Origin of the sequence: Nocardia sp. CA-084685 (assembly GCF_050955785.1) — a bacterium.
GTDB lineage: Bacteria > Actinomycetota > Actinomycetes > Mycobacteriales > Mycobacteriaceae > Nocardia.
Genome location: NZ_CP192094.1, coordinates 4,273,959 through 4,295,565, shown reverse-complemented (window position 1 = coordinate 4,295,565; position 21,607 = coordinate 4,273,959). Strand labels below are relative to the sequence as shown.

Below are 21,607 nucleotides of genomic sequence, written 5' to 3'. Positions count from 1 at the left end.
CCGTCTGCGTGGACCCGTTGGAAGGACTTCATGGATGGATCTCCCACATCTGGCCTTACTGCTCCTCGCGGGTTTCGGCGCGGGGGTATGCAACGCCATTGCCGGGGGCGGCAGTCTGCTCTCATTTCCCGCACTGCTCGCCACGGGACTGCCGCCCGTCGCCGCCACGGTGACCAATTCGGTGGCGGTCTGGCCCGGCTATTTCGGTGGTGCGGCGGCGCTGCGGCGGCGACTCGACGACTATCGTGCCCTCGTCCCGCGTCTGGTCGTGACCGGGGCGGCCGGTGCGGTGGGCGGCGTGATCGCCTTGCTCGCCGCGCCGCCGCAGATCTTCGCCGCGCTGGTGCCCTATCTGATTCTGTCGGCGACGGCCCTGTTCGCCGCCCAGCCGCTGGTATCGCGGAAGTTGCCCGCGCGACAAGGGGATTCCAGGACAACCCTGTTCCTGGGCGTATTCCTCGGGGGTGCCTATGGCGCGTATTTCAACGGCGGCATGGGGGTCGTCGTCCTCACCGCACTCGCCCTCGGCATCGACGCCACGATCACCAGCCTGAACGGTCTGAAAAACATACTGACCCTGACCGTTTCGACGACCGCCGTGTTCGCCGTCGCATTGTTCGGCCCTGTGCACTGGCTCTCGGTGGCGGTCCTCGCTCCGGCCTGCCTCGTCGGCGGCGTGGTAGGCGCGAAGTTGGCGGACCGGCTGCACCCCAACGCTTTCCGCGCCGTGGTCATCATCTTCGGCATGGGTGCGGGGGCAACGATGCTGCTCAGCTGACTACCAACCCTGACATCGCCATTCGCGGTGGTGAATTCGTGTCACTGGTCGACCCGTCCGGCTGCGGTAAGTCCACGCTGCTGCGACTGGCCGCCGGTTTCGAGCGGGCCACCGCGGGCACTGTCGACGTCGCGGCGGCCCAACTCGGCTATGTATTCCAGGAGTCGACGCTGCTGCACGGTCCGCCGATCACCGCCGCAGGCAATGCGAACCCGGTGAAGGTTCAGCTCGCGGAGAAGATCGTCGGAAACGGAACCGATGACACCCTGGGCAATTTCGACACCGCGCGGGTCGACCGCGTCATCACCTCCGTGACCGATACGCTGCGCGGTCGTGGTCAGCAGGTTTCCGACGGCGTCACCGCCGCCGACCTGGTTACCAACCAATTCATCGATCCCGCAATCGGTTTGCGGGCCCAGTAGTCCGCTCAGGTCGCCTCGGGTACCGGGAGCCCGAGGCGGGCGACGATCTGGGCGAAGGACGAGCTGCAGGCCGCCGAGGCGAACTACCAGGTGTGGCCGCCCTGCCGCCATGGGCAGCGACCAATGCCGGGCTAATGGTGGGTCTGTGACCGAAGGGCTGGGTGAAAACCATTGGCCGCCGCTACTCGGACCATTCGTTGATGCAGTTCGCGAGTGGCCTGAGCGGCGAGCGGATGGGTCGAGCGGCTACCGGCCCATGCGCAGTGCCCGCCGACATAGACCGCACGCAAGTTGCGTGTTGAGCAGGCCAAGACGTAGGTGGCGACGGGATCCCATACTGGTCCAGTGTCGGGAGCGAACGGATCCACGATGATGAAGTCCGCGTATTTTCCGACCTCCAGCGAGCCGATCCGGTCTGCTGCGCCGATGGCCGATGCCGCGCCGAGCGTGTGCAGTCGCAGCATCTGTGCCGGTGTCAGGATGGCTGCGTCGCTGTGCAGCGCGCGTTGGGTGTACAGGCCGGTGCGCATGTTTTCGAAGGGGTCGGATACGTCGGTGCACGATTGATCGTCCAGCCCGATCCCCACCCGCATGCCGGTGGCCAAGATCCTTGGTATATCAGCGATCCCGGATCCGAGGCGGCCGTTGGACATCGGCTGCCACACCATGGCGCATCCGGTCTCGGCCGCGCGATCGATCATTCGGTCGGTGGGATGGACGAAGTGGCCGAACGCGAAATCCGGGCCGAGGACTCCGGCTTCGTCGTACCAGTCGAACTTGGCTTGCTGGATGTCGAGTTGTTCCGCGGTTTCGACGAAATGCGCTTGGTTGGTGACGCCGTGACGGTCCATCATCGCGTGTTCGCGCTCGGCGGTGGCAGGTGAGGTCGACCACTGTACGGATCCGTAGACCGAGCCGCTCAGGTAAAGATTGGGCGGCACAGTAGTTTTCGCGTAATCCATCACCGCACCGAAGGCCCCGAGCGCTTCGTCTTCGGGCAGTTGCTCGTCGTCGAGCCGGACGCTGGCGACGAATCGGATGCCCGCGTCGCTGGTGGCATCGATCTGGCGGGTGAGAAACTCGAGCGGCCGGACAGCGGCCGCCTTCATACTCGAGGAGGCGTAGTCGAACAGCGCCAGCACCCGGCTCTGGGTGAAGTTGTAGGCCGAGGTGATGCCGTTGGCGAGAAAGTCGAACGACCCCGCCAGGGTGAACCAGTACAGGTCCTCGGCGCCTGCGGCAAGCAGCATCTCGGTGTTGCGAGTGACCCACGGGTAAAGCGTGCTGTTGGCGGCGACACCGCGCATCCCACCGGTGAAGAGATGGCTGTGCGCGGAGACGAACCCGGGCCCGACCATGGCGCGCGCCACGTCGCGGACCTCACCACCCTCGGCAGGCGGATCTCCTTCTCCCACACCGGATATTCGGCCGTCGGCATCGACGGTCATCCAGCCGTGCAACCACTCGCGATCTCCCGCGACGGGCAGCAGCGTCGCATTCTTGATTGTCAGTACGGTCATCCGACGCGTCCGGGATCGAAGGTGCTGACCTCCGGGATGGCCTGCACCAGGGAATCGACTGTGCTCTCGAATAGTTCGGCGCCGAACGTGGCATCCGCACCGGTCGGATCGCCGATCACGCCGGACGCCGCGAAATCGTCGGCGAGCCAACCGAATCGGACCCGTTTACCGAATCCGACGTGCTTGTGGCCCGCGATCGAGTGCGGTACAGCGGCTTTCGCCTTGGTCATATCGACGAGATCGGGGCGCACGTGCAGCATCATCGACGTCTCGGCCCATCCGGCGTGGATGCCGAAACCCTCCTCGGTCGGCCCCGGCCGGGCAGGCGATGCGTAGAGGAAGGTCTGCAGGTCGAATCGGCGGCGCAATTCACGTAGCGCCACCTCGAGCAGGGCCGAGTTGCCGCCGTGGCAATTGACGAACAGGACCCGCCGCGCCGGCGTCGCGGCGATGCTGCGCCCCAGATCGACTACGACGCGCATCATCGTCTCCGCCTGCAACCACATCGCGCCGGGCAGATTGGCATGCTCGTCGGACTTGGTGTAGCCCAATGCGGGCAGCAACCATACGTCACTGCCCGCGGCGGCGGCGCGATCGACCGCGGCGCCGGAAACGGCCTCGGCCAGCACCAGATCGGTGCGCAGCGGCAGATGTGGGCCGTGCGGTTCGATCGCGCCGGTGGGCAGCACGAGCACGGAGTCGCGGCTCAGCGCCTCGGGGACTTCGGCCGTGGTCAGATCGGCGAAGTGCCGGGTGGATGTGGTCACCGCTGCCACCTTCCTGGATTGAGCAGACCCTTCGGATCGGTGCTGCGCGCCAGCGCCCGGACCCGATCGGCGTCGAGATCGACATAGGACTGGTGCGGCGAATGCACAGCGACGCCGAGCGCCTCCAGCGCGGGCACCCCCGCGAATACCTGTTCGGGATCGTGGTAGACGCCGTTGATCATCCCGAACATGGTCTGATGCCCGACTTCCAAGTGCAGCATCCCGCCGTCATAGACGTCCTCCACTTCCCGCAGCCGGGTGACGAGCGCGTCGCCTTGGCATTCCATGTGAAAGTAGGTGTCCGGCACGGCTTTCTGCAGCCACCAGGTCGGGTGGTTGTAAGAGAGGGTGCTCAACCGCATCGTCTGCGCCAGCCCCTCGCGCACCGCCTCGATCCGGCCGCCACCGGCCTCCAGCACCGCAACCGTCTCGTCGAGCGCTGCGGCGTCGACGATGCCGCGGACACTGGCCCGGCCGAGCATCAACGCGGGGTCCGACGGCAGTGCGTCGACGATCGTCGCACCATCGGCGGACAACAGCCGCGGCTTCGGTTCGATCGACGCGGCGCGCATGGCGGCAGGGAATGCCTCGTAATGGGACCCGAAGCTGGCGTACACGCACCTCCAGTCTTGCAGTGGTTCCAACCGGACCGTGGCCGAAACGATGATCCCCGCCACCCCATAGGTATGCACCATCGGCTGTGCCGCAGCACCTTCGAGGTGGAGCAGTTCGGCATCTTCGTGGCCGTAGACGACATCGACGGATTCCACGAAACCCATGTGGTTGCGGCCGTGCACAATGGTGCCCGTGCCGGCGGAGCCACCGGCCAGAAATCCGCCGAGGGTGGATTGCGCGGTCGACGGGTACATCCAGAGCTGCCGTCCGGCATCCCACGCGGCCTGCTCCAGGTTGATCATCCTGGCGCCCGCCTCCGCGGTGATGGTGGTGTCGGTGAGGTCTCGGATACCGGCCAGCGAGGTCATGTCCATGACAAGGCCGCCGAAGCGGGGCACCACCTGGCCGTAATTGCCGGTGCCCTTGCCGCGCGCGGTGATCGGTACGCCGCGACGCACCGCAGCCCGCACAATCGCCGGAACCTGTTGGGCCGTCTTCGGATAACATACCGCGTCCGGCCGCCCGAGGGGTTGCTGGGCCGAGAGGATCGGGCTCATCCCCGACCCGTCACGGGAGGCCCGGGCCAGGGCGCGGTCGAGGGTGCTCACGCCGCGCGGGCCGAGCAGCGCGAGCAGGTCATCGACCAGGCCGTCGAGTTGCTCGGGGCCGAAGTCGGGACGATCATCGGCCTCGATCATGGCGGCGGTCACGACGCGAAACCGATCTTGGGATCGATGAATCGGTTCGTCGCGATCTGTTCGGTCGTCAGTCCTTGTGGGACCGAGACTTTCTGCTCGGTGTAGACCGGCCGGGTGATGTCGATGACCCGCTGAACTCGCGCGGTGTCGAAATCACCGACCGTGGCATTGCCGCCGTTGCCGACCACACCGGCCTCGCGCATCCGCTTCGTCGCAAAGGTCGCGTTGCCCGCGTCGTATACCCAGCCGGTGTCGTACTTGTCGACTGCCTGCACGATCAGATCGTTGGCCGTGGCCGGATCGGCGAAATAGTCGAGCTGGGCTTGCTGCATCACCGGAACAAGGCGTTGCAGGCACGCCGAATCGGCCTCCAGCTTGCCGGACCGGACCGCGAGCGCGGACTTGTACTCTGGGTACCCGGCGTCGTGCAGCAACTGGTAGGCCACGGGCTTGTGCCATTGGGGGATCTTCTGTTCGTAGAGATAGGGTTCGGCGCTGATGAACCCTTGTTGCGCCTTGGCGCCGCCGGCAGCGACGAAGTTGGCCGGTGTGCCGTCGTAGCTGCCGTCCACCTGACTCTTGTCTAGAATGCCGGCACCGGTCAGATAGTCCATATAGGCGGCGCCCTGGAAGTACAGCACGGTCGCCTTCGCGGCTTTCAGGTCGCTGATGGAGTGCACATTCGGATAGGTCGCCGGATCCCACATGATCATCTGCGGGTTGATCTCCAGCGGTGCGAAGACGCCGGTGGTCGGCTTGGTGGCCGCGGACTGGATGGACTGGTCGGTGTCGACGAAGCCGAGCATGATCGAGTCGTCCTGATACATCTGCGATGTCACGGTCTGGAATCCGATCGCGGGGCCACCGGCGCGGATCTCCAGGTCCACCCCGGTGTACTCACCGTGGGCGAAAAGCGGACCGGTGACCTTCTTGCCCGCGGCGTCGATCGCCGGGTTCGGACCGAGTAGTTGATAGAGGCCGCCGTGTTCGGCCTCCGGGTTCCAATCGCTCTGCACCACGATTTTCGTCGGGCAGACCTGCTTCAAGTCGATCGCGCCGATCGTGCCGCTGTAACCGGAAGTTGCTGTCGGGCTGTCTGTTTGGGCGCAGCCGGTCAGTACGGCGAGGCCGATGACGGTCGCCGCGACGGTCACGCGGGCCGAACGCGGCAGACTAAGTGTTCTCATGTTTCTCCCAAAGGGGTGCAGCGGCAGGGTGGGATTTCAGTTGCGGGCGGAGTCGTACCAAGCGCCGACCAGCCGGCGAGACAGCCAGCTGAAGAACGCGAAAACTACGACACCGAGGCCGGAGGCCAGCAGGATCGAGGCGAACAATTCGGGTGACTGCAGCCGGGATCGGTAGTTGTCGATCAGGATGCCGATGCCGGGATCGCCCTGCTTGAAGAAGAAGTCGCCGACGATCGCGCCGACCACCGCGAGCCCGGCCGAGATCCGGACACCGGCGAAAATGGCGGGCATCGCGGCCGGGAACTCGAGCTTGCGCAGCACCGTCATCCGGCCAGTGGCACGCAGCGCGAACAGTTCCCGCAGGCTCTTGTCCACCGATTTCAGCCCGAACAGCGTGTTCGACACCACCGGGAACAGGGCGATCAGCACGCAGACGAACACCCGCGCGGTGAATCCGAAACCGAACCAGAAGCCGATCAGCGGAACCAATGCCAGGATCGGAATACACTGCAGCACAATCGCATAAGGAAACAGGGCAATCTCCGCCCAACCAGCTTGCGCCATCAGCACCGCCCAGACGATCCCCAGGACCACGGCGATCACCAGACCGGTGCACGCCACGGTCGCGGTCCGCTGCAACGCCTCCCACATATCCGGCGCTCCCGGACCGAGCAGGCCTTCGGTCACCACTTCATGCGGCGGCGGCATCAGAAACCGGCGCGACGGTGCCAGCACTGTGTAGGTCACCAGGTACCAAGCGCCGATCACCATGGCTAGGACCGCCAGCGGAGCAAGGACCGTACGCAGTTTGAACGTGCGCGCCGGGGCGGTGGTCACAATTGATTCGGATACTGTTGCGGCAGTGACTGTTTCGACGTTCATGTGTGACTTCCTCGCAGCGCCTGCGAGACTCGGCTCGCGAGTGCGGTGAACTCGGGGGTGAAGCGGATATCCGGTCGGCGCGGAAAATCGAACGGAATGTCGATCTCCTCGACGACGCGGCCCGGCCTGCCCGACATCACCACGACGCGGGTCGAGAGGTACACGGCCTCGGTCACCGAATGCGTGATGAACAGGCCCGCGAAGCGACGGTCGTCGAATAGTTCGGTGATCTCGTCGCCGAGCCGCTGTCGCGTGATCTCATCCAGTGCGCCGAAAGGTTCGTCGAATAAGAACAACTCGGGATCAACGGTGAGCGAACGAGCCAGCGACACCCGCATCCGCATACCACCGGAGAGCATTCGCGGCAGGTGTTCGGCGAACCCAGCGAGACCGACCAACTCGATGGCATCGTCGGCACGGCGATAGCGTTCGGCCTTGGCCATGTGATCGAGTTCGGCCAGTAGCGCAACATTGTCGCGCACCGAGCGCCATGGCAGCAGGGTGGCGTCCTGGAACACATAGCCGATCCGATTCGCCCCGACCTGGGTGTAACCCCCGGTCGCGGACTCCAGGCCGGAGGCGATTCGAAGCAGCGTCGACTTCCCGCATCCAGAGGGACCGACGACGCTGACGAATTCACCGGCCCGGACTGTCAGATCAACGCCCGAGAGCGCGACCGTGCCGTTGGGATAGGTGAGCTCGGTCGATTCGAATCCGAGCACCTGAGTGCCGGGGCGGGGCGGGGCGGCGCTCATGGTTGGCATGCTGGACATCAGACCTCCAGTACTGCGAAATCGGCTGTGCGATGGTCGGTTCGGCTGATGGATACGATCGCGCCGTCGCGAATGACGATCCGGTCCGCAGGTGCGTTCGCGACAACATCGAGCAGACTGCTGCCGCGTACGGCGAGAAATTCCGCGCGGGCGCCGGGCTTCGCGCCGGCCTCGGGCAAGCCGAGCACCGCGCGCGCACCGTCGGTAACCAAGTGCACGGCCACTTCCGGCGCCAGATGACCCGCCGTGATCAGCAGTGCGGCCGTTTCGAGTGCGTCACTGCGGCCGATCGGGTTGAACGGATCGCGGACATTGTCGGCACCGGCCGCGACGGGGATGCCCGCGTCGAGCAGCGCGGCGAGCGCGGTCAATCCGCGCGGCATAGCGACCGGGTCATCCCAGCCCTGCAGATACAAATTGGTGATGGGCAGGCTGACGATCCCCACGCCACTGCGCGCCACCGTGGCCAGCAGCGCGTCCAGTTCGTCCGCGGCCATGGTGCCGAGCCTGCAGCAGTGCCCAGCGGTGCGCGTCCGGGCGGCGGGCCACCCGGCGACCCGCTCGGCGAAGTGGGCGAGTGTGTGGTGGTCGCCGCACAAGAACTCGTCGACGTGTAGGTCGGCGCCGACTCCGCGGGCCTCGGCAATGTCGAGTAGCCGGGTGAGTTCGGCGATCGGGTCCGGCGCGATATGCGGTGCGCCACCGATCAAGTCGGCGCCCGCGTCCAGGGCCGCGTGGAGCAGTCCGGGATCGGCCGCCGGGGGTGTCAACGCCACGATCTCGATGTCGACGAGCCCGGACAATCGCCTGCGTACGCTATGCACCGCACGGATACCGCGCAACGGGTCCGTGCCACCGAGGATGTCGACGTGCGACCGAATGGCGGTCGTGCCGTTGCGCAACAGGGCCGATGCCGCCGCGGTCGCCCGGCTGCGGAAAGACTCCTCGGTCAGTTCGGCACTGCCCTGGCGCCATGTGTCGATCGCCGCTCCGAGATTGCCGAAGGTCGGCGTGAGCGCATCCCAGCTCAGCGCCTTGTCCAGGTGTGCGTGTGGCTCGGCGGGTGCGGTCAACAGCACGAAACCGGTCAGATCTATTGATGCGTCGGAGGTTTCGCCGATCCGGTCCGGTGCACTCGGGCGAACCGCGGTCACCAACGAGTGCCCGCCGTCGCGTCCGATGTCGAGATCGACCACCGAGCCGTCGGGCAAGGTTGCCCCGCACAGGCGCGAAACACGCTGCGGTAGCGGATGATCCATGGAGGTCCTTCGAGAGAGAAACAGGTCGTGGTGGCCCGCTCGTGGCTGGTCGGCGAGACGTTACGGATAGAGCTAATGTTGATGTGATCAACATTTAGCACTATTCAGCCGCCTTGTTTCGAGTAGATGAACGAGCCAGCTACGGTCTTGTTAATTCGCCGAGGTGACAGCGGGTGGTCTAGCGTGCGGGTGCCCGTCCGTGACGCACTTCGACGATCGGTGGTGGGATATGAAGGTGGAGAACGTGACCAAAAAGGCGACCGTCGACGCGCAAACCATGCTCGGGGCCGAGATCCGCCGCCGCCGGCGTGATCGCGGACTCACCCTGGTCCGACTGGCCGAGCAGGCGCAGATCTCGCACCCGTTCCTCAGTCAGCTCGAACGTGGCCTGGCACGGCCGAGCATGCTGACGCTGGCTCGCATCGCCGAAGCGCTGGGAACCACCCAGGTCGAACTGATGCTGGCGGCGGACACCCGCGGCGGCGAGGACGCCGAAGGGACTGCCGAGGGGCAGGTGATCCGATCCCACGAGGGCGTCCAGTTGCCGCGGGGTATCGCCAGATCGGGGCAGGAGGAGGGCTCGACCCGGCTGCTGGTGCACGGGCGCGCATCGTTCTACCCGCAAGAATTCGTCGACGTGCATGCCGAGTTCGGCCCCTACTTCGAGCACGACGAGGACGAGTGGGTGTACGTCGTCGAGGGGGCGATCGTGGTCGACCTCGGTGACCATGGCCACGCGCGACTCGCCGACGGTGACAGCCTCTACTACACTGGCGGCACACCACACCGGTGGCGTGTGGTGGACGGCCCGCATGCCAGGCTGATTGTCGTGAAAGCGGCTGGGCGCGAGGCGGATTCCCGTGGCTGGGACAAATAACTAGGCGGGGCCCGTATTTCCTGGAGGCCCTGATGAATGATTCCGACTCCATCACCGTCGTCGTACGCGACCGCCGCCGAGTGGCCGAGAATATCGACGAGTTCACCCTCGGCCACCCGCACGGTGGCCGACTACCGCCGTGGCAGGCGGGGGCGCATATCGACCTACTACTCGGCGACGGGATCGTCCGGCAGTACTCACTGGTTTCCGATCCCGACGACACCATTTTCTATCGGATCGCGGTACTGCGTGAGGCGCATGGGCGCGGTGGTTCGGTCCGGGCCCACCAACTCCTGTCGATCGGCGCAACGGCCTCGATCCGGCCGCCGCGCAATCACTTTCCGCTCGTGCGTGCACTCGGCTACGTGCTGATCGCCGGAGGTATCGGGATCACGCCGATGCTCGCGCTCGCCGCCGCCGCGCAGCGAAGCGGGCGGCCGTGGCGGCTGATATACACCGGCCGTGACGAGTCGGCCATGGCTTACCTGCGTGAGCTACGCGAACGCTACGGCGATGCGGTCCTACCGCATCACTCGGCGCGCGCGGGACGCCTGGATGTGGCGGCACTCCTCGCCGATTCGACGCCGGGAACCGCGGTAATGGCCTGCGGTCCAGCAGGGTTGATCGCCGCGGCGGAGGACGCTTGCGCGGGACTCGAGGCGGTCGATGTGTTCGCTGAGCGGTTCGTCGCGCGAGATTTCGCGGAGTCTGCCGCGGTCGCGTTCGAGGTGTCCCTCGCGATGTCGGGGCTGACGCTCACGGTTCCGGCGACTCGATCAATACTCGAGGTGGCCGAGGAATGCGGCGTGGTCGCGCTCTCGTCATGCCGGGAAGGGACCTGCGGTACCTGCGAGACGGGCGTGGTGAGCGGGGAGGTCGATCACCGCGACTCTGTGCTGTCGCCGGAGGAGCGCGCCGAGGGCGAGTCCATGATGATCTGCGTATCACGCTGCGCTGGAGCACGATTGGTGCTCGAATTGTGAAGCGCTGAATGTCCGGCATCGAATTCGGCGGCACGAACGCAGCGGCGGTACCAGGCCGCTGGGGCTGCCCTTATCCAGCCGCTGGGGCCGCCTTCGCCGCAGCGGGGCGAAGGCGGCCAACGCGCCGGCCACGCGATGTCCTGATGCAGGGGGTCAGCTGGTCTTGATGGTCCCGCCGTCGATGACGAGGTCGGCTCCGACGATGTTGGTAGCCTTGCCCGAGACCAGGAACGCCACGAGGGCCGCGACCTCTTCCGGTTCGGAGATTCGGCGCGAGGCGATGTCGAACTGGGCCGGCAGCGCCGCCAGCAGTTGTTCGTGCGAGATGCCCTGTGCGGCGGCGAGCTTCGCGCCGACCCATTCGGAACCGCGCCAGATCCGGGTGCCGACCACGCCGGGCGAGACCGTGTTGACGCGGACTCCCTGCGGACCGAACTCCTCGCTCAGGCGCTTGCCGAAGGCGGTGAGCGCGGCCTTGGCCTCGCTGTAGCCGACCGGCCCGGCGGACGGGAGATGTGCGTTGATCGAGGAGACGTTCACGATCGCGCCGCGACGGTCGACCAGGCTGGGCAGGGCGGCACGGGTCGCCCAGACGGCGCTGAACAGGTTGACATCCAGGAAGTGCCGCCACTGATCGTCGGTACTGTCGAGGAATCCGCCCAGCGTCAGTTGGTCGGCGTCGCCGCCACCAACGTTGTTGATCAGGATGTCGATCCCGCCGAGCTCTTTCAGCGCGGTGTCCACGAGCGCAGTGGCGCCGTCTTGCGAGCTCAGATCCACCGAAGCGGTGGCCACGGTGGCCTTTTCGAGTTCGGGTGTGATGGTGCGGGCGGCGCCGACCACGCGTGCGCCCGCGGCGGACAACGTCTCGGCGACGGCCAGGCCGATGCCGCGGCTCGCTCCGGTGACGACGGCGGTCTTGCCGGTCAATTCGAGATCCATGGAGACTTCCTTTCTTGAACTACAGGTCAAAAACTGGGGTATGCGAGAGCCACCGCAACGTGGCGGATCGGTCAGAGGGCAGTCAGAGCGACGTCGATAGTGCGATACAGCGCTTCGGTGTCGCGGGTCTTGGCCATGGTGCGCAGGCCGACGCTGGTGTTGAGCAGGAACTCGGCCGTGGCCCGCGCATCGACGTCGGGGCCGACGTCACCGTCGCGTCGGCCCTGTTCGATCCGGGCGGCCAGCACGGCGACGATACCATCCTCGATGCCACGCAGGGTTCGGGTGATCTCCTCGTCGTGGCCACCGAGCTCGGCGGCCGTGTTCACGACCATACAGCCCCGCCGAACCGGCCGTGCGACATCGGAATCCACGGTCTCACGCAGGTACGCGCCGATGCGTTCGCGGGCGCTTCCCGGTTGGAACAGCAGCTCCTCGGCGTGCTCCACACCCATCCGTCCGTAGCGGGCCAATGCCTGGTCGAACAGTTGCCGTTTGCTGCCGAACGTGTGGTACAGGCTGCCCTTGCCGACGCCGGTGGCCTCGGCGAGTTGTGCGGGAGAGGTACCGGCGTACCCGTGGGTCCAGAACTCCTCCATCGCGCGCTCGACCACGGTATCGGTTTCGAAGTTCCGTGGCCTGCCCATGCGACGACTCTAAATGTTATTGACCCGTAGGTCAAGAATGCTGGTGGCCGCGGCCGCCGACCTTCCGCGTCGCTCGGCCGACAGGCCCGAACCGGTTCCGGTGCAGACCAACCCACACACTCCCGACAGCAACTACCGCCGTCGAGAGTGTCACAACCTCAAGGACCGTTGCCGGAACCCGGCGGCGACGTATCACCCAACCCGGCGGACGTTCGTGGTCAACGCACTAGACGCAGAGGTGAGTCCACGGACGAGGTCCGCGGCGGTCGCGGTGAACCCGAAACACTGTCGGACGTTGTACGTCGTTGCCTCCATACAGTATTCGGGCGAGGTGGTGGCCACCGCATCGGTGAGCAGCACCACGTCATAGCCGATGTTCGCGGCGTCCATCAATGTCGACAACACGCATTGATCGGCGTTCACACCAGCGAACAGCAGGGTGTCGACCCGCAGGTTGCGCAGCACGGAATCCAGCACCGTATCGACGAAACCACTCATCCGGTACTTGTCGACGCGAATGTCTGCTGGCGCGATCTCGAGATCATCGACTACGTCCGCGCCCCAGCTGCCCGCTTCGAGCACTGCGGTGCTCGAAGCGGTTGCCGCACTGCCGATTCCGACGCCAGCGCCGGCGGGATCGTAGACATGCAGCACACCGGGCGGCAGGTTGGCCCGATCGGGCCGGTTGCCCCAATTCACCCACACGACCGGGATATCGGCTCCGCGCACGGCCGGCAGCGCCGTCCGCAGAGTATCGACGGCCACACGTGCGGGCGAGACGTCCACTCCGATGCGCGCAAGCCACCCGTCGACATGACAGAAGTCGTTCTGCAGGTCGATGACGATCAACGCGGTGCGCGCAAGATCGATGCTCACCCGTTGCGGCAGAGCATCGAGCTCCAGTGAGTGTGGCGGATGGATGGGGCGACGCAGATCCGCATGGTCGCCGGACAGCGACCAGGAGTTTCGGGACATCAGGTGTGGTCCTGTCGGTCGAAAGGTGGAATGGCGAAGGTGAGCAGGGTGGAGTCCTGTCCTGGTCCGGCCAGCAGACACAACCCGACCGGCAGGTTTCCCGCCCGGAGATGGGGCATCGACAACGCGGGCAGACCCGCCAGCGACGCGAGGCAGGTCAATCGCAATGTCTGCTGCCGCACCGCTTCCACCTCCGCCGACGAAGCGTCTCGGCGTGGAGCCGCCGACGAGGCGGCGGGCAGTGCGAGGACGACGCCGGGGGGAAGTATCCGCCGCAGCCGGGTACTCATGTCGTCGAGCAGGCCGCGGGCCTCGGTCTCGGTCGCGGCGTCGATCTCGCGGCCGACGTGGAATCGAGCGGCGACATCGGGCGCCAACGCGGTCGGCTGAGCGGACACGAAGGTGCCGTGCGCGCGCCAAGCCTCGGCGGCCTGAACCGTGCGGAATGCCATGAGAACCGTGTCGAGCCCGGCGCCGTCGGGGTAGTCGAGCGCGATCGTCTCCGGCGGTGGCAATACGTTTCCAGCGGCCGCATCACGCAGCGTCAGTGCCTGCACCGCGGCCCAAAAAGATTCGCGTGCCGCAGGATCCAGCAGATCGACCAGTTCCGGTGCCACCACCACCCTGGTGACGGGATGTACTTCTTGATTCGGCAGCAGCGCCCCGCCCGCCCGGGCGAGCAACGTCGCATCGCGGGTGAGCAGGCCCACGGCATCGAAGCTCGGTGCCAAACCCACCAGACCCGTCCGCGCGACCACCCCGTGGGTCGTGCGTAGCCCGTAGAGCCCGCAATATGATGCCGGGACGCGAATCGAGCCCGCGGTGTCGGTGCCGAGGCCGATATCGGCGAACCCGGCGGCGACCGCGGCCGCCGGACCGCTGCTCGACCCGCCGCTGACTCGGTGCGCCGCAACCGGATTCGGTGTCACGCCATAGTGAATATTGGCGCCCGCAAGTGAGAATGCCAGCTCGTCGGTGGTCGCGATACCCGTGATATCGGCCCCTGCCGTCAGCAATGCGGATACCGCCGCGGCGTGACGAGACTCCACCGGCGCTGCCGCCAGCCAGGTCGGGTTCCCCGCTCCGATTGCGTACCCGGCCACCGCGAACAGATCTTTGACGGCCACCCGCGCATCGCGGAGCGGTCCTCGGCCGCCGCGCACGAGCGGCGCCTCGGCCGGCGCGACACGCCAAATTGATGAGTCGGGGCTGACCGTGCTGCCGTCGGTGGGCTCGGCACCGCCGGACACATGCGCCACGGTGATGGTCCATCGACCGCCGCTGTCGCGCTCCCAGACTTGGGTTTGGACACCTTGTGAACCGTCCGTTCGGCGGGTCTCCGCGAGGATCGCCGAGGCATCGGGGCCGAGTCTGCGCACATATACCCGCACGAGGGAGCGGGTCGGTGCGCCGGCTCGCCCGGCCCGGAACTCGGCGATCGCGGCGTGGCCGACCAGCGCGGTTGCCGGATCGCTGCGGATCGGCCGAGGACCATCGGCGAATGCGGCGTCCAGTTCGGCGAGATCGTTGGCCATCAAGGCCCTTTCATACCGCGCGAATGCCGAACGTAGATCGGCGTCGAGGTCATCGAAGGGAGAGGTCACCGGTCAGACGGTAGCCATGAATGTTGATGTGATGAACATTGTTCACGTAAAGCTGTTGTGAACCTTTTTGCCGCGACCGGTTGATGGACTGCGACCTTCGCTCCGTTCGACGGTCGGTCCGCAACCTTTACTTCCTGGAAACGCGGCGCCTCTACATTGGCAAATGTAACTGTCATCAACATTTGAGGAGCCGCGGTGGCCTCACGAGCTCCCACCTTCTGCGCCGAAGCGCAGGCCTGGTTCCACGTTCGAGACATGGGGGAGGGCATCCACCTGATCAACGAACCCGGGCATGTCGCCAGCTACCTCGTCATCGGCGAACACACCGCGCTGCTGTTCGATTCCGGGCTCGGCATCGCTCCGATATCCCAAGTGGTGCAGGCGTTGACGACGCTGCCGGTGTTGGTGGTGTCATCGCATCACCACATCGATCACCGCGGCGGCAATGCCGACCTCGCCGCGCAGGTCGACGTTATCGACTTCGCCGCGCACCCCACGGCTGCGGACCCGAATTCCGGGTGCCTGCACACCGCTGCTGATCCAGCGTTCCTTCGTACGTATGCCGCCGCCATGTCGCGGGTGGTCGCCGAGTTCGACCGGTTCGCCCTGCTGGATTCCCAGTATTTCTTCACCCTGGCGCGGGTCGGTCGGTTACGTCCGCTGCCGGACCTGACCCAGTGGGCGATACCGCCGACCCCGATCAGCCGGGCGCTGGCCGACGGCGAAATCATCGACCTGGGTGGACGACAGTTCGAGGTACTGCACACGCCCGGCCATGCGCCGGACACCCTGTGCCTGTTCGACCACACCACCGGCACGCTGCTCTCGGGTGACACGGTGCTCGCCGCCGCCCACTGGCTGCACGGCGCCGGAGCCGACCCGGTCCGGTTTGCCGAATCGACGCACCGCCTGTCGAAGCTCCCGATCACCCGAATTCTGGCCGCCCACAACCTTATCTGCGAACTACCGGCCAGTGCGGCCACCGAGGTCGCCCATGCCGCGGCGGCGATGCTGGAGGGAACAACGATCGCCGGGCCGGCCCGCGACATGCTCGGCCAGCCGGTAACCCGCCACGACTGCGGTCCGGTCACCCTGCTCACACCACCCGTCGCCTGAACCGCGTTCCGCGGCGATAGCGACATCTACCCGAAAGGATCCGATATGGCTGGGGCACCTCCCGTCGTACGACACCTCGCCGACCTGTCGGCAGCTCTCATCTCACCCGCGGACACGGTACGGCTGTGCACACTCGCTGGACCCGAACACGGCTCCAGCGCAAGCGTATTCCTCGAAATCTGGGAGCCGGGCGGTGCGCAACCACTGAACTCCCATGAGGATTCGGCCGAAATCTTCATCGTGCTGGCCGGCACCGCCCGCGCACACAGCGACACACACGCCGTCGACCTCGGCGCGGGCGACGTACTGATCCTGCAACCGGGATCCGAACACCGCATTCTGAACACCTCCGGCACCGAACGGCTGTACACGATCACCGTGATGGCGGATGACGCAGGATTCGCTGATCTCGTCGACCGCGGCACGCCCACGCGGCTGTCCGACGCGGATATCCGCACTCTGGCAACAGGATTCGGGTCCGCGCCGAGTCATTGAATTTGCCGCCGGTCCGAAACACTCAGCACTGCAATGCAAATCTCACTACCGATAGCAATGGGGTGCGTCCTCGCGTCGTACTCGTCAAGGCCGCGACACCGTTGGTGTCCATCGGCCTGACGCTCGCCGCCTGGTACGCCGTATCGCTGGTGGTGCTCGCTCCCGGGCGCCGACTCTCACTCCCACCACCGCATATTGTCTTCACCGAATCGCTGGCGAATTCCGCCAAACACTCCTGCCTGCAGCGGCTCGTCCCCGATGAGCCAGCGGGCTACCGCACAGTTCCGCGCCGACGCGTCGCATGTGAATGACGTTGGCGTGGACGTAGTTTCGAAGAACCCCCAAGTTCAGCGCGATAGTGCCGAGCTCGCCGCCTACGGTTCGAAGGCGCTCATCGACGTCTCATCGGCAACGACTCCGACGGTGTGATCGGCAGTTTCGACGAGGCCGGGTACAGCGGGTGATCGACGAATTCGCCCCGATCCTGCGCCGGGAATATACCGAACAACCTGCGCGCCGAAGACATCGTCACCAAGGAGTTCCTCGACCCGACGATCAACGTCGGCAGCTGAAAACCCCACGCAGACAAGGACTGACAATGACCGAAAGCTACGACCTGTCCGAGGTATCCCGCGAGCAGCAGATGGGCGGCCTCGGCGTGGAGACCGACGCCCGCGATATCCGCGTCATCGACCTGACCGATTTCGCGGACCGCCGCGCCGAGATCACCAATCAGCTATGGGCCGCGGCCACCGAGATCGGCTTCTTCCAGCTCTCCGGGCACGGCATCCCGCAACACCAGATCGACAATGTATTCGCCCGCACCGCAGCATTTTTCGCGCTCCCGGAGTCGACCAAGGCGCGATATCCACTGGTCAAGGCGAATAACGCCGGGTGGGAGAGCCTGAGTCAGGTACGCCCGTCCATCGGCGTGCCCGATCAGAAGGAGTCCTACCAGATCACCCGCCCGCATATGGCCGAGCTGTGGCCGAGCGAAGCGGAGTTGGTCGAATTCCGCGCCGACATGCTCGATTTCGAGTACCAGGCGTGGACTGTCGCGATGCGCGTACTCTCCTGCTTCGCCGAACGCCTCGGCCTGGACCGCAATCACTTCAGCAAGGCGCACGATCCGGAATCCCCGCAGTACCAGAGCACGCTTCGGCTGTTGCACTACTTCGCCGTTCCGACAGAACTCCAGGGCGTGCCGGGTCGCTGGCGTGCGGGTGCGCACACCGACTTCGACTGTCTGACGCTGCTTTTCCAGCGGGACGGGCAGGGTGGCCTACAGGTCTGTCCCGGCAAAAAGATGCAGGAACAGCGATGGACGTCGATAACCCCGTCGTCCGCACTGATCACCTGCAATATCGGTGACATGCTCACCCGCTGGAGCGATGACGAACTGCCGTCGAACTTCCACCGTGTCCGCAGCCCAGGCGCGGGCGAGTACCAGGGCGACCGCTACAGCATCGCCTACTTCGCCCAGGCCGACCGCGACGCCGTCATCCAGGGGCCGCGCCACAAGTACCCGCCGGTGACCGCCGCCGACTTCCTCGCTCAGCGCGTGCAGGCCAACTACCGGCCGCGAGGGTAGCTTCACCACCGAAGACGAAAGACCGCCACCACACTCACCGAATCCGATCCGGCAAAGCTCGCGACCATCCTGACCGCGCAGGGGTGAACCTGCGCTACGCAGCCGCCCGGCCCGCGACACCGAGCCCGCCGCTGGCGGCCATGCCGTATGTCGCGGAAGCCAACCGGCGGATCGCGGAACTGACCGGCGCTAGGTTCGGGCGTAGCTATCTCGATTTGGTGGCGGATGGCCGCTTCGAGATGGACTCGACTGCCGCCGCGATCGGATTCGCGGCCCTGCGGGCGCAGGCGCCCGGATCGGCGCTACCGCTGGCGGAGACCATGCAAGAGGCGTTCTACCGAGCCGGTGACAGCCTCTCCGATCCCGCGACCTATCTGCGCATTGCCGAGCAGCACGAACTGGACGCCGACCGGGTGATCTCCGATCTCGCGGATCCGCGGACCCGTGCCGTGGCGCTTCGCGACTTCGGCCGCGCCGCGGAAGTGGACCGAGATGGCGGGGCTTCCCATTGGCCGGCACCTACCGCACTCCGGACGGTGTCACGTCCAACGTGATGGAGCAACTGGCCGAGGAATGGGACGGCTGGACCGCCCACGACGACACCTACGTCGTCGACGGCGAGAACGTCGTCGTCCTGGCCCGCTACACCGCCACCCATAAGCACACCGGCAAACCACTGAATGTTCGTGTGGCGCACCACTTCACGGTGCGCGCGGGCCACATCGTCCGTTTCGAACAATTCGTCGACACCGCCCTGGTCCGCGACGCCGCCGCCGTATGAGCGCAGCTGCGGCCTCGGGCGGACGAGGCGTTACCGGCTGGACCGGTAGGGCAGAGGGAACCGTGCGCGACCACGTCACTCATCTCGGGTCTGTGGGTCCCACCAGGATGGTGACTGCCGCGACGGCGGTGGGGCCGCCGACATTGTGCGCTGGGAGGCCGAGCCCCGGGAGGGCCCGGTCGGATAGGAAACGTGTCAGTGCTGCGATCTGGTCCCGTGTGCGGTGATTACCGGAATCGCATATTCGTCGGTTATATACACCAGCTGTGCAATGAGTATGAAGCATGTCCTGGCTATTGACTGTGAGGTGACCGAAGGTCTGCAGAGATCTCGCCGGAACCGCGGACCAGTAGGCGAGTGGGTATCACCTCGTGGCGGGGGAGGCCGTCGTCACCATCCAGGCGGGCGAAAAGGATTTCGGCGGCGACGCGGCCGATCGTCGCCGGATCCTGGGTGATGGCGGTGAGCGCTGGCTGCAGCAGTTCGGCCAGCGGCAGATCATCGAAACCGACAACGGCAATCCGGTTTTGCAAGCCACGCTTCCGGATCGCTTGCAGCACACCAACGGTCACCAGATTCTGGGCGCCGAACAGGGCGGTGGGGGAGTCCGGGCGGTCGAGCAGCGCCCCAGCGGCGGCCGCGGCGGCCGCCGCGGAGTGCAGGTCGGCGCAGATCAGGTCCGGATCGAGGGGTATGCCGGTGTGGGCAAGGCCCTCGATGTAGCCGGCGTAACGTTCCGCAGCGGTCCAGATCGTATGCAGGTCACCGAGATAGGCGATACGGCGGTGGCCTGCGGCGGCCAGGTGTTCGACGGCAAGGCGGGAGCCGGTGCGGTTGTCGACCGTGACGCTGTCGATTTCGGTGGTGGCCGGCATGCGGTCCACGAATACGACCGGGGTACCGCGACGCTGCTCGTGCAGCAGAGAGCCGTGATCGGTGCCCACCGGCATTACGATCAGCCCATCCACTCGTCTGGACAGCAGGGCGTCCAGCACCTCACGCTGGCGGGCCGGGTTCTCGTCGCTGCTCACCGCGAAGACGAGGGTGCCCCGGCTGTGCGCGAAATCCTCGACCGCCCGGTGCAGCGCCGAGGCGTACGGGTTCGCGACATCCATCAGTACCAGACCGATCGCGGCGGTCTTCTGGCCGTGCCCGCGCAACGTACTGGCCGCCAGGTTGTGCCGATAGTCGAGCATGGTTGCCGCATCGGTGACCCGCGCGGCCAGTTCCGGCGAGACGCCGCCTTCGCCGCGGACCACGCGCGACACCGTTTTGATACTCACCCTCGCCAGCGCCGCCACATCGCGCATGGTGGCGCCCCGGCGTGGCGCCTGGGATTCTGACAACGCTGACATAGCAACCCTATCCGTTCGCTCGTGTTCGATCCGAGAACCGTCAAATATGCTAGAAGAAACGTCTAGACGTGGCATAGATCACGTTATATGGTCTCTGACAACGTTGTCTAAGTAGTACCTGCAGGAGTACACCGATGTCCTCTCGTGTCGTCCGCATCGCCGCCGTCTGTTTCGCGGTCACCTCCCTGGCCTTCTCCGTCGCCGCCTGCGGCAAGGGGTCGAGCAACAGCAACAACGGGCAGGTCGTCGTCGGGCTCATCACCAAGACCGACACCAACCCCTTCTTCGTGAAGATGAAGGAGGGTGCCCAGAAGCAGGCTGATGCCGCTGGCGTCAAATTGCTCACCGCCGCAGGCAAGTTCGACGGTGATAACGCCAGCCAGGTGACGGCGATCGAGAACATGGTCAATGCGGGAGCCAAGGGCATCCTGCTCACTGCCAGCGATACGAAGGCGATCGTCCCCGCAGTTGAGAAGGCCCGTGCCAAGGGTGTCGAAGTGATCGCTTTGGACACCCCGACCGATCCCCAGAGTGCGGTCGACGCGCTGTTCGCGACCAATAATTTCACCGCAGGCCAATTGATCGGCACCTATGCCAAGGCCGTCCAGGGTGACAAGCCGGTGAAGATCGCGATGATCGACCTCAACCCCGGCGTGACCGTCGGCGTATTGCGGCACAACGGATTCCTGTCCGGTTACGGCGCCGCGCAAGCCACTCAGGACATGGCGCAGTACGTCACCGCCCCGAACGTGGTCTGTGCGCAGCCCGCTCAGGGCGACCAAGCGAAGTCGCAGACGGCGATGGAAACCTGCCTGCAGAAGGATCCGGACATCAACCTGGTCTACACCATCAACGAGCCGTCCGCGCTGGGTGTCTACACCGCGCTGAAGACCGCTGGCAAGGAGAACCAGGCGATGATCGTCTCCGTTGACGGTGGGTGCACCGGCGTGCAGGCGGTCCGCGACGGCAAGATCGCGGCGACCTCGCAGCAGTACCCGTTGAAGATGGCCAGTGCGGGCGTGCAGGCGATCGTCGATTACGCCAAGAACGGCAACAAGACCAGCGGCTACACCGACACCGGCGTCACGCTGATCACCGCCAAGCCGCAGGCCGGCGTCGACTCCAAGGACGTGCAGTACGGCCTGGACAACTGCTGGGGCTGAGAACTCCCGTCCCCAGCCGGAAAGCACGCCGGGACGGCGAATGAAGCTGCGCCGTATGCCGGGATGGTGACGGCCCTCGTTGTCCCGGTGTGCGCTCGGCCCGGTCCACCTGATTTCGTCGACGAGCGAGGATTCGCATGACCGCAACTACAACGTCTCCCGCGCCGCCGGAGCCGA

Annotated in this window: 23 protein-coding genes; 11 read left to right on the top strand and 12 right to left on the bottom strand. The window is 66.0% G+C overall.

Translation table 11 applies throughout. The annotated features are described in order from the left end of the window. The first annotated feature begins 34 nt into the window (after positions 1-34). Together ACQP2U_RS19375 and ACQP2U_RS19370 are read left to right on the top strand one after the other, a co-directional pair. Entirely contained in the window at positions 35-778 is a 744-nt protein-coding gene (locus ACQP2U_RS19375; RefSeq protein ID WP_433715934.1) for a sulfite exporter TauE/SafE family protein, read from the top strand. Then, on the top strand, positions 661-1,200 hold the full coding sequence (locus tag ACQP2U_RS19370) for an ATP-binding cassette domain-containing protein (protein ID WP_433716529.1): 540 nt from the start codon (positions 661-663) through the stop codon (positions 1,198-1,200). The genes ACQP2U_RS19375 and ACQP2U_RS19370 overlap by 118 nt, the downstream gene beginning before the upstream one ends. A 131-nt stretch (positions 1,201-1,331) precedes the next feature. Here the strand turns inward: ACQP2U_RS19370 and ACQP2U_RS19365 are convergent, their stop codons facing one another. From ACQP2U_RS19365 to ACQP2U_RS19335, 7 genes are all read right to left on the bottom strand, one after another. Then, on the bottom strand, positions 1,332-2,720 hold the full coding sequence (locus tag ACQP2U_RS19365) for an amidohydrolase family protein (protein ID WP_433715933.1): 1,389 nt from the start codon (positions 2,718-2,720) through the stop codon (positions 1,332-1,334). Beyond that, positions 2,717-3,487 (bottom strand): creatininase family protein, encoded by a 771-nt coding sequence (locus tag ACQP2U_RS19360; RefSeq protein ID WP_433715932.1) that lies wholly within the window; start codon positions 3,485-3,487, stop codon positions 2,717-2,719. The genes ACQP2U_RS19365 and ACQP2U_RS19360 overlap by 4 nt, the downstream gene beginning before the upstream one ends. Beyond that, complete coding sequence (locus ACQP2U_RS19355; protein WP_433716528.1) at positions 3,484-4,800, bottom strand: FAD-binding oxidoreductase; 1,317 nt, start codon at positions 4,798-4,800, stop codon at positions 3,484-3,486. The genes ACQP2U_RS19360 and ACQP2U_RS19355 overlap by 4 nt, the downstream gene beginning before the upstream one ends. 8 nt (positions 4,801-4,808) lie before the next feature. Continuing rightward, the gene (locus tag ACQP2U_RS19350; protein WP_433715931.1) at positions 4,809-5,987 is read right to left on the bottom strand and encodes an ABC transporter substrate-binding protein; all 1,179 of its coding nucleotides are present in this window, start codon (positions 5,985-5,987) and stop codon (positions 4,809-4,811) included. 36 nt (positions 5,988-6,023) lie between these two features. Then, positions 6,024-6,758, bottom strand: a complete 735-nt coding sequence (locus ACQP2U_RS19345; protein ID WP_433716527.1) for an ABC transporter permease — start codon at positions 6,756-6,758, stop codon at positions 6,024-6,026. Between the two features lie 107 nt (positions 6,759-6,865). Further along, a complete protein-coding gene (locus tag ACQP2U_RS19340; protein WP_433715930.1) occupies positions 6,866-7,642 on the bottom strand; it encodes an ABC transporter ATP-binding protein in 777 nt (258 codons plus the stop codon). After that, positions 7,642-8,901: an amidohydrolase family protein gene (locus ACQP2U_RS19335; protein WP_433715929.1), complete on the bottom strand. Its 1,260-nt coding sequence runs from the start codon at positions 8,899-8,901 to the stop codon at positions 7,642-7,644. Before ACQP2U_RS19335 ends, ACQP2U_RS19340 begins: the two co-directional genes overlap by 1 nt. A gap of 199 nt (positions 8,902-9,100) precedes the next feature. On the opposite strand from ACQP2U_RS19335, the gene ACQP2U_RS19330 reads away from it, so the two are divergent. Together ACQP2U_RS19330 and ACQP2U_RS19325 are read left to right on the top strand one after the other, a co-directional pair. Beyond that, on the top strand, positions 9,101-9,778 hold the full coding sequence (locus ACQP2U_RS19330) for a helix-turn-helix domain-containing protein (protein WP_433715928.1): 678 nt from the start codon (positions 9,101-9,103) through the stop codon (positions 9,776-9,778). Between the two features lie 32 nt (positions 9,779-9,810). Further along, positions 9,811-10,761 carry a PDR/VanB family oxidoreductase gene (locus ACQP2U_RS19325; protein ID WP_433715927.1) on the top strand — a complete coding sequence of 317 codons (951 nt, stop codon included), beginning with the start codon at positions 9,811-9,813 and terminating at the stop codon, positions 10,759-10,761. Positions 10,762-10,914: 153 nt separating this feature from the next. Here ACQP2U_RS19325 and ACQP2U_RS19320 read toward each other — a convergent pair whose 3' ends face one another. From ACQP2U_RS19320 to ACQP2U_RS19305, 4 genes are all read right to left on the bottom strand, one after another. After that, complete coding sequence (locus ACQP2U_RS19320) at positions 10,915-11,703, bottom strand: SDR family oxidoreductase (RefSeq protein WP_433715926.1); 789 nt, start codon at positions 11,701-11,703, stop codon at positions 10,915-10,917. Between the two features lie 71 nt (positions 11,704-11,774). Then, positions 11,775-12,350 (bottom strand): TetR/AcrR family transcriptional regulator, encoded by a 576-nt coding sequence (locus ACQP2U_RS19315; protein WP_433715925.1) that lies wholly within the window; start codon positions 12,348-12,350, stop codon positions 11,775-11,777. 192 nt (positions 12,351-12,542) lie between these two features. Further along, positions 12,543-13,325, bottom strand: coding sequence for a cysteine hydrolase family protein (locus ACQP2U_RS19310; protein WP_433715924.1), 783 nt, complete (start codon positions 13,323-13,325; stop codon positions 12,543-12,545). Next, the gene (locus ACQP2U_RS19305; RefSeq protein ID WP_433715923.1) at positions 13,325-14,929 is read right to left on the bottom strand and encodes an AtzH-like domain-containing protein; all 1,605 of its coding nucleotides are present in this window, start codon (positions 14,927-14,929) and stop codon (positions 13,325-13,327) included. Before ACQP2U_RS19305 ends, ACQP2U_RS19310 begins: the two co-directional genes overlap by 1 nt. A 195-nt stretch (positions 14,930-15,124) precedes the next feature. Here ACQP2U_RS19305 and ACQP2U_RS19300 point away from each other — a divergent pair, with 195 nt between their 5' ends. The 6 genes from ACQP2U_RS19300 to ACQP2U_RS19275 all read left to right on the top strand — a co-directional run bounded on the left by ACQP2U_RS19300 (position 15,125) and on the right by ACQP2U_RS19275 (position 18,912). After that, entirely contained in the window at positions 15,125-16,045 is a 921-nt protein-coding gene (locus ACQP2U_RS19300) for an MBL fold metallo-hydrolase (protein ID WP_433715922.1), read from the top strand. A 45-nt stretch (positions 16,046-16,090) separates the two neighbouring features. Further along, positions 16,091-16,540, top strand: coding sequence for a cupin domain-containing protein (locus tag ACQP2U_RS19295; RefSeq protein WP_433715921.1), 450 nt, complete (start codon positions 16,091-16,093; stop codon positions 16,538-16,540). A gap of 62 nt (positions 16,541-16,602) precedes the next feature. Beyond that, positions 16,603-16,851, top strand: coding sequence for a hypothetical protein (locus tag ACQP2U_RS19290; RefSeq protein WP_433715920.1), 249 nt, complete (start codon positions 16,603-16,605; stop codon positions 16,849-16,851). Between the two features lie 287 nt (positions 16,852-17,138). Then, the gene (locus tag ACQP2U_RS19285) at positions 17,139-18,131 is read left to right on the top strand and encodes an isopenicillin N synthase family dioxygenase (protein WP_433715919.1); all 993 of its coding nucleotides are present in this window, start codon (positions 17,139-17,141) and stop codon (positions 18,129-18,131) included. 83 nt (positions 18,132-18,214) lie between these two features. Further along, entirely contained in the window at positions 18,215-18,685 is a 471-nt protein-coding gene (locus tag ACQP2U_RS19280) for a hypothetical protein (RefSeq protein ID WP_433715918.1), read from the top strand. Then, positions 18,685-18,912, top strand: coding sequence for a nuclear transport factor 2 family protein (locus ACQP2U_RS19275; protein ID WP_433716526.1), 228 nt, complete (start codon positions 18,685-18,687; stop codon positions 18,910-18,912). Before ACQP2U_RS19280 ends, ACQP2U_RS19275 begins: the two co-directional genes overlap by 1 nt. Positions 18,913-19,205: 293 nt before the next feature. Here ACQP2U_RS19275 and ACQP2U_RS19270 read toward each other — a convergent pair whose 3' ends face one another. After that, positions 19,206-20,267: a LacI family DNA-binding transcriptional regulator gene (locus tag ACQP2U_RS19270; protein ID WP_433715917.1), complete on the bottom strand. Its 1,062-nt coding sequence runs from the start codon at positions 20,265-20,267 to the stop codon at positions 19,206-19,208. Between the two features lie 134 nt (positions 20,268-20,401). Between ACQP2U_RS19270 and ACQP2U_RS19265 the strand changes: the two genes are divergently transcribed. Continuing rightward, entirely contained in the window at positions 20,402-21,430 is a 1,029-nt protein-coding gene (locus ACQP2U_RS19265; protein WP_433715916.1) for a sugar ABC transporter substrate-binding protein, read from the top strand. Positions 21,431-21,607 lie beyond the last annotated feature (177 nt).

What these genes read in the sequence shown, in the direction of transcription:
- ACQP2U_RS19375 (WP_433715934.1), top strand. Translation starts at nt 35, where the DNA reads ATGGATCTCCCACATCTGGCCTTACTGCTCCTCGCGGGTTTCGGCGCG.
- ACQP2U_RS19365 (WP_433715933.1), bottom strand. Translation starts at nt 2,720, where the DNA reads ATGACCGTACTGACAATCAAGAATGCGACGCTGCTGCCCGTCGCGGGA.
- ACQP2U_RS19355 (WP_433716528.1), bottom strand. Translation starts at nt 4,800, where the DNA reads ATGATCGAGGCCGATGATCGTCCCGACTTCGGCCCCGAGCAACTCGAC.
- ACQP2U_RS19350 (WP_433715931.1), bottom strand. Translation starts at nt 5,987, where the DNA reads ATGAGAACACTTAGTCTGCCGCGTTCGGCCCGCGTGACCGTCGCGGCG.
- ACQP2U_RS19345 (WP_433716527.1), bottom strand. Translation starts at nt 6,758, where the DNA reads ATGGTGATCGGCGCTTGGTACCTGGTGACCTACACAGTGCTGGCACCG.
- ACQP2U_RS19340 (WP_433715930.1), bottom strand. Translation starts at nt 7,642, where the DNA reads ATGTCCAGCATGCCAACCATGAGCGCCGCCCCGCCCCGCCCCGGCACT.
- ACQP2U_RS19335 (WP_433715929.1), bottom strand. Translation starts at nt 8,901, where the DNA reads ATGGATCATCCGCTACCGCAGCGTGTTTCGCGCCTGTGCGGGGCAACC.
- ACQP2U_RS19325 (WP_433715927.1), top strand. Translation starts at nt 9,811, where the DNA reads ATGAATGATTCCGACTCCATCACCGTCGTCGTACGCGACCGCCGCCGA.
- ACQP2U_RS19320 (WP_433715926.1), bottom strand. Translation starts at nt 11,703, where the DNA reads ATGGATCTCGAATTGACCGGCAAGACCGCCGTCGTCACCGGAGCGAGC.
- ACQP2U_RS19315 (WP_433715925.1), bottom strand. Translation starts at nt 12,350, where the DNA reads ATGGGCAGGCCACGGAACTTCGAAACCGATACCGTGGTCGAGCGCGCG.
- ACQP2U_RS19310 (WP_433715924.1), bottom strand. Translation starts at nt 13,325, where the DNA reads ATGTCCCGAAACTCCTGGTCGCTGTCCGGCGACCATGCGGATCTGCGT.
- ACQP2U_RS19295 (WP_433715921.1), top strand. Translation starts at nt 16,091, where the DNA reads ATGGCTGGGGCACCTCCCGTCGTACGACACCTCGCCGACCTGTCGGCA.
- ACQP2U_RS19285 (WP_433715919.1), top strand. Translation starts at nt 17,139, where the DNA reads ATGACCGAAAGCTACGACCTGTCCGAGGTATCCCGCGAGCAGCAGATG.
- ACQP2U_RS19275 (WP_433716526.1), top strand. Translation starts at nt 18,685, where the DNA reads ATGGAGCAACTGGCCGAGGAATGGGACGGCTGGACCGCCCACGACGAC.
- ACQP2U_RS19270 (WP_433715917.1), bottom strand. Translation starts at nt 20,267, where the DNA reads ATGTCAGCGTTGTCAGAATCCCAGGCGCCACGCCGGGGCGCCACCATG.
- ACQP2U_RS19265 (WP_433715916.1), top strand. Translation starts at nt 20,402, where the DNA reads ATGTCCTCTCGTGTCGTCCGCATCGCCGCCGTCTGTTTCGCGGTCACC.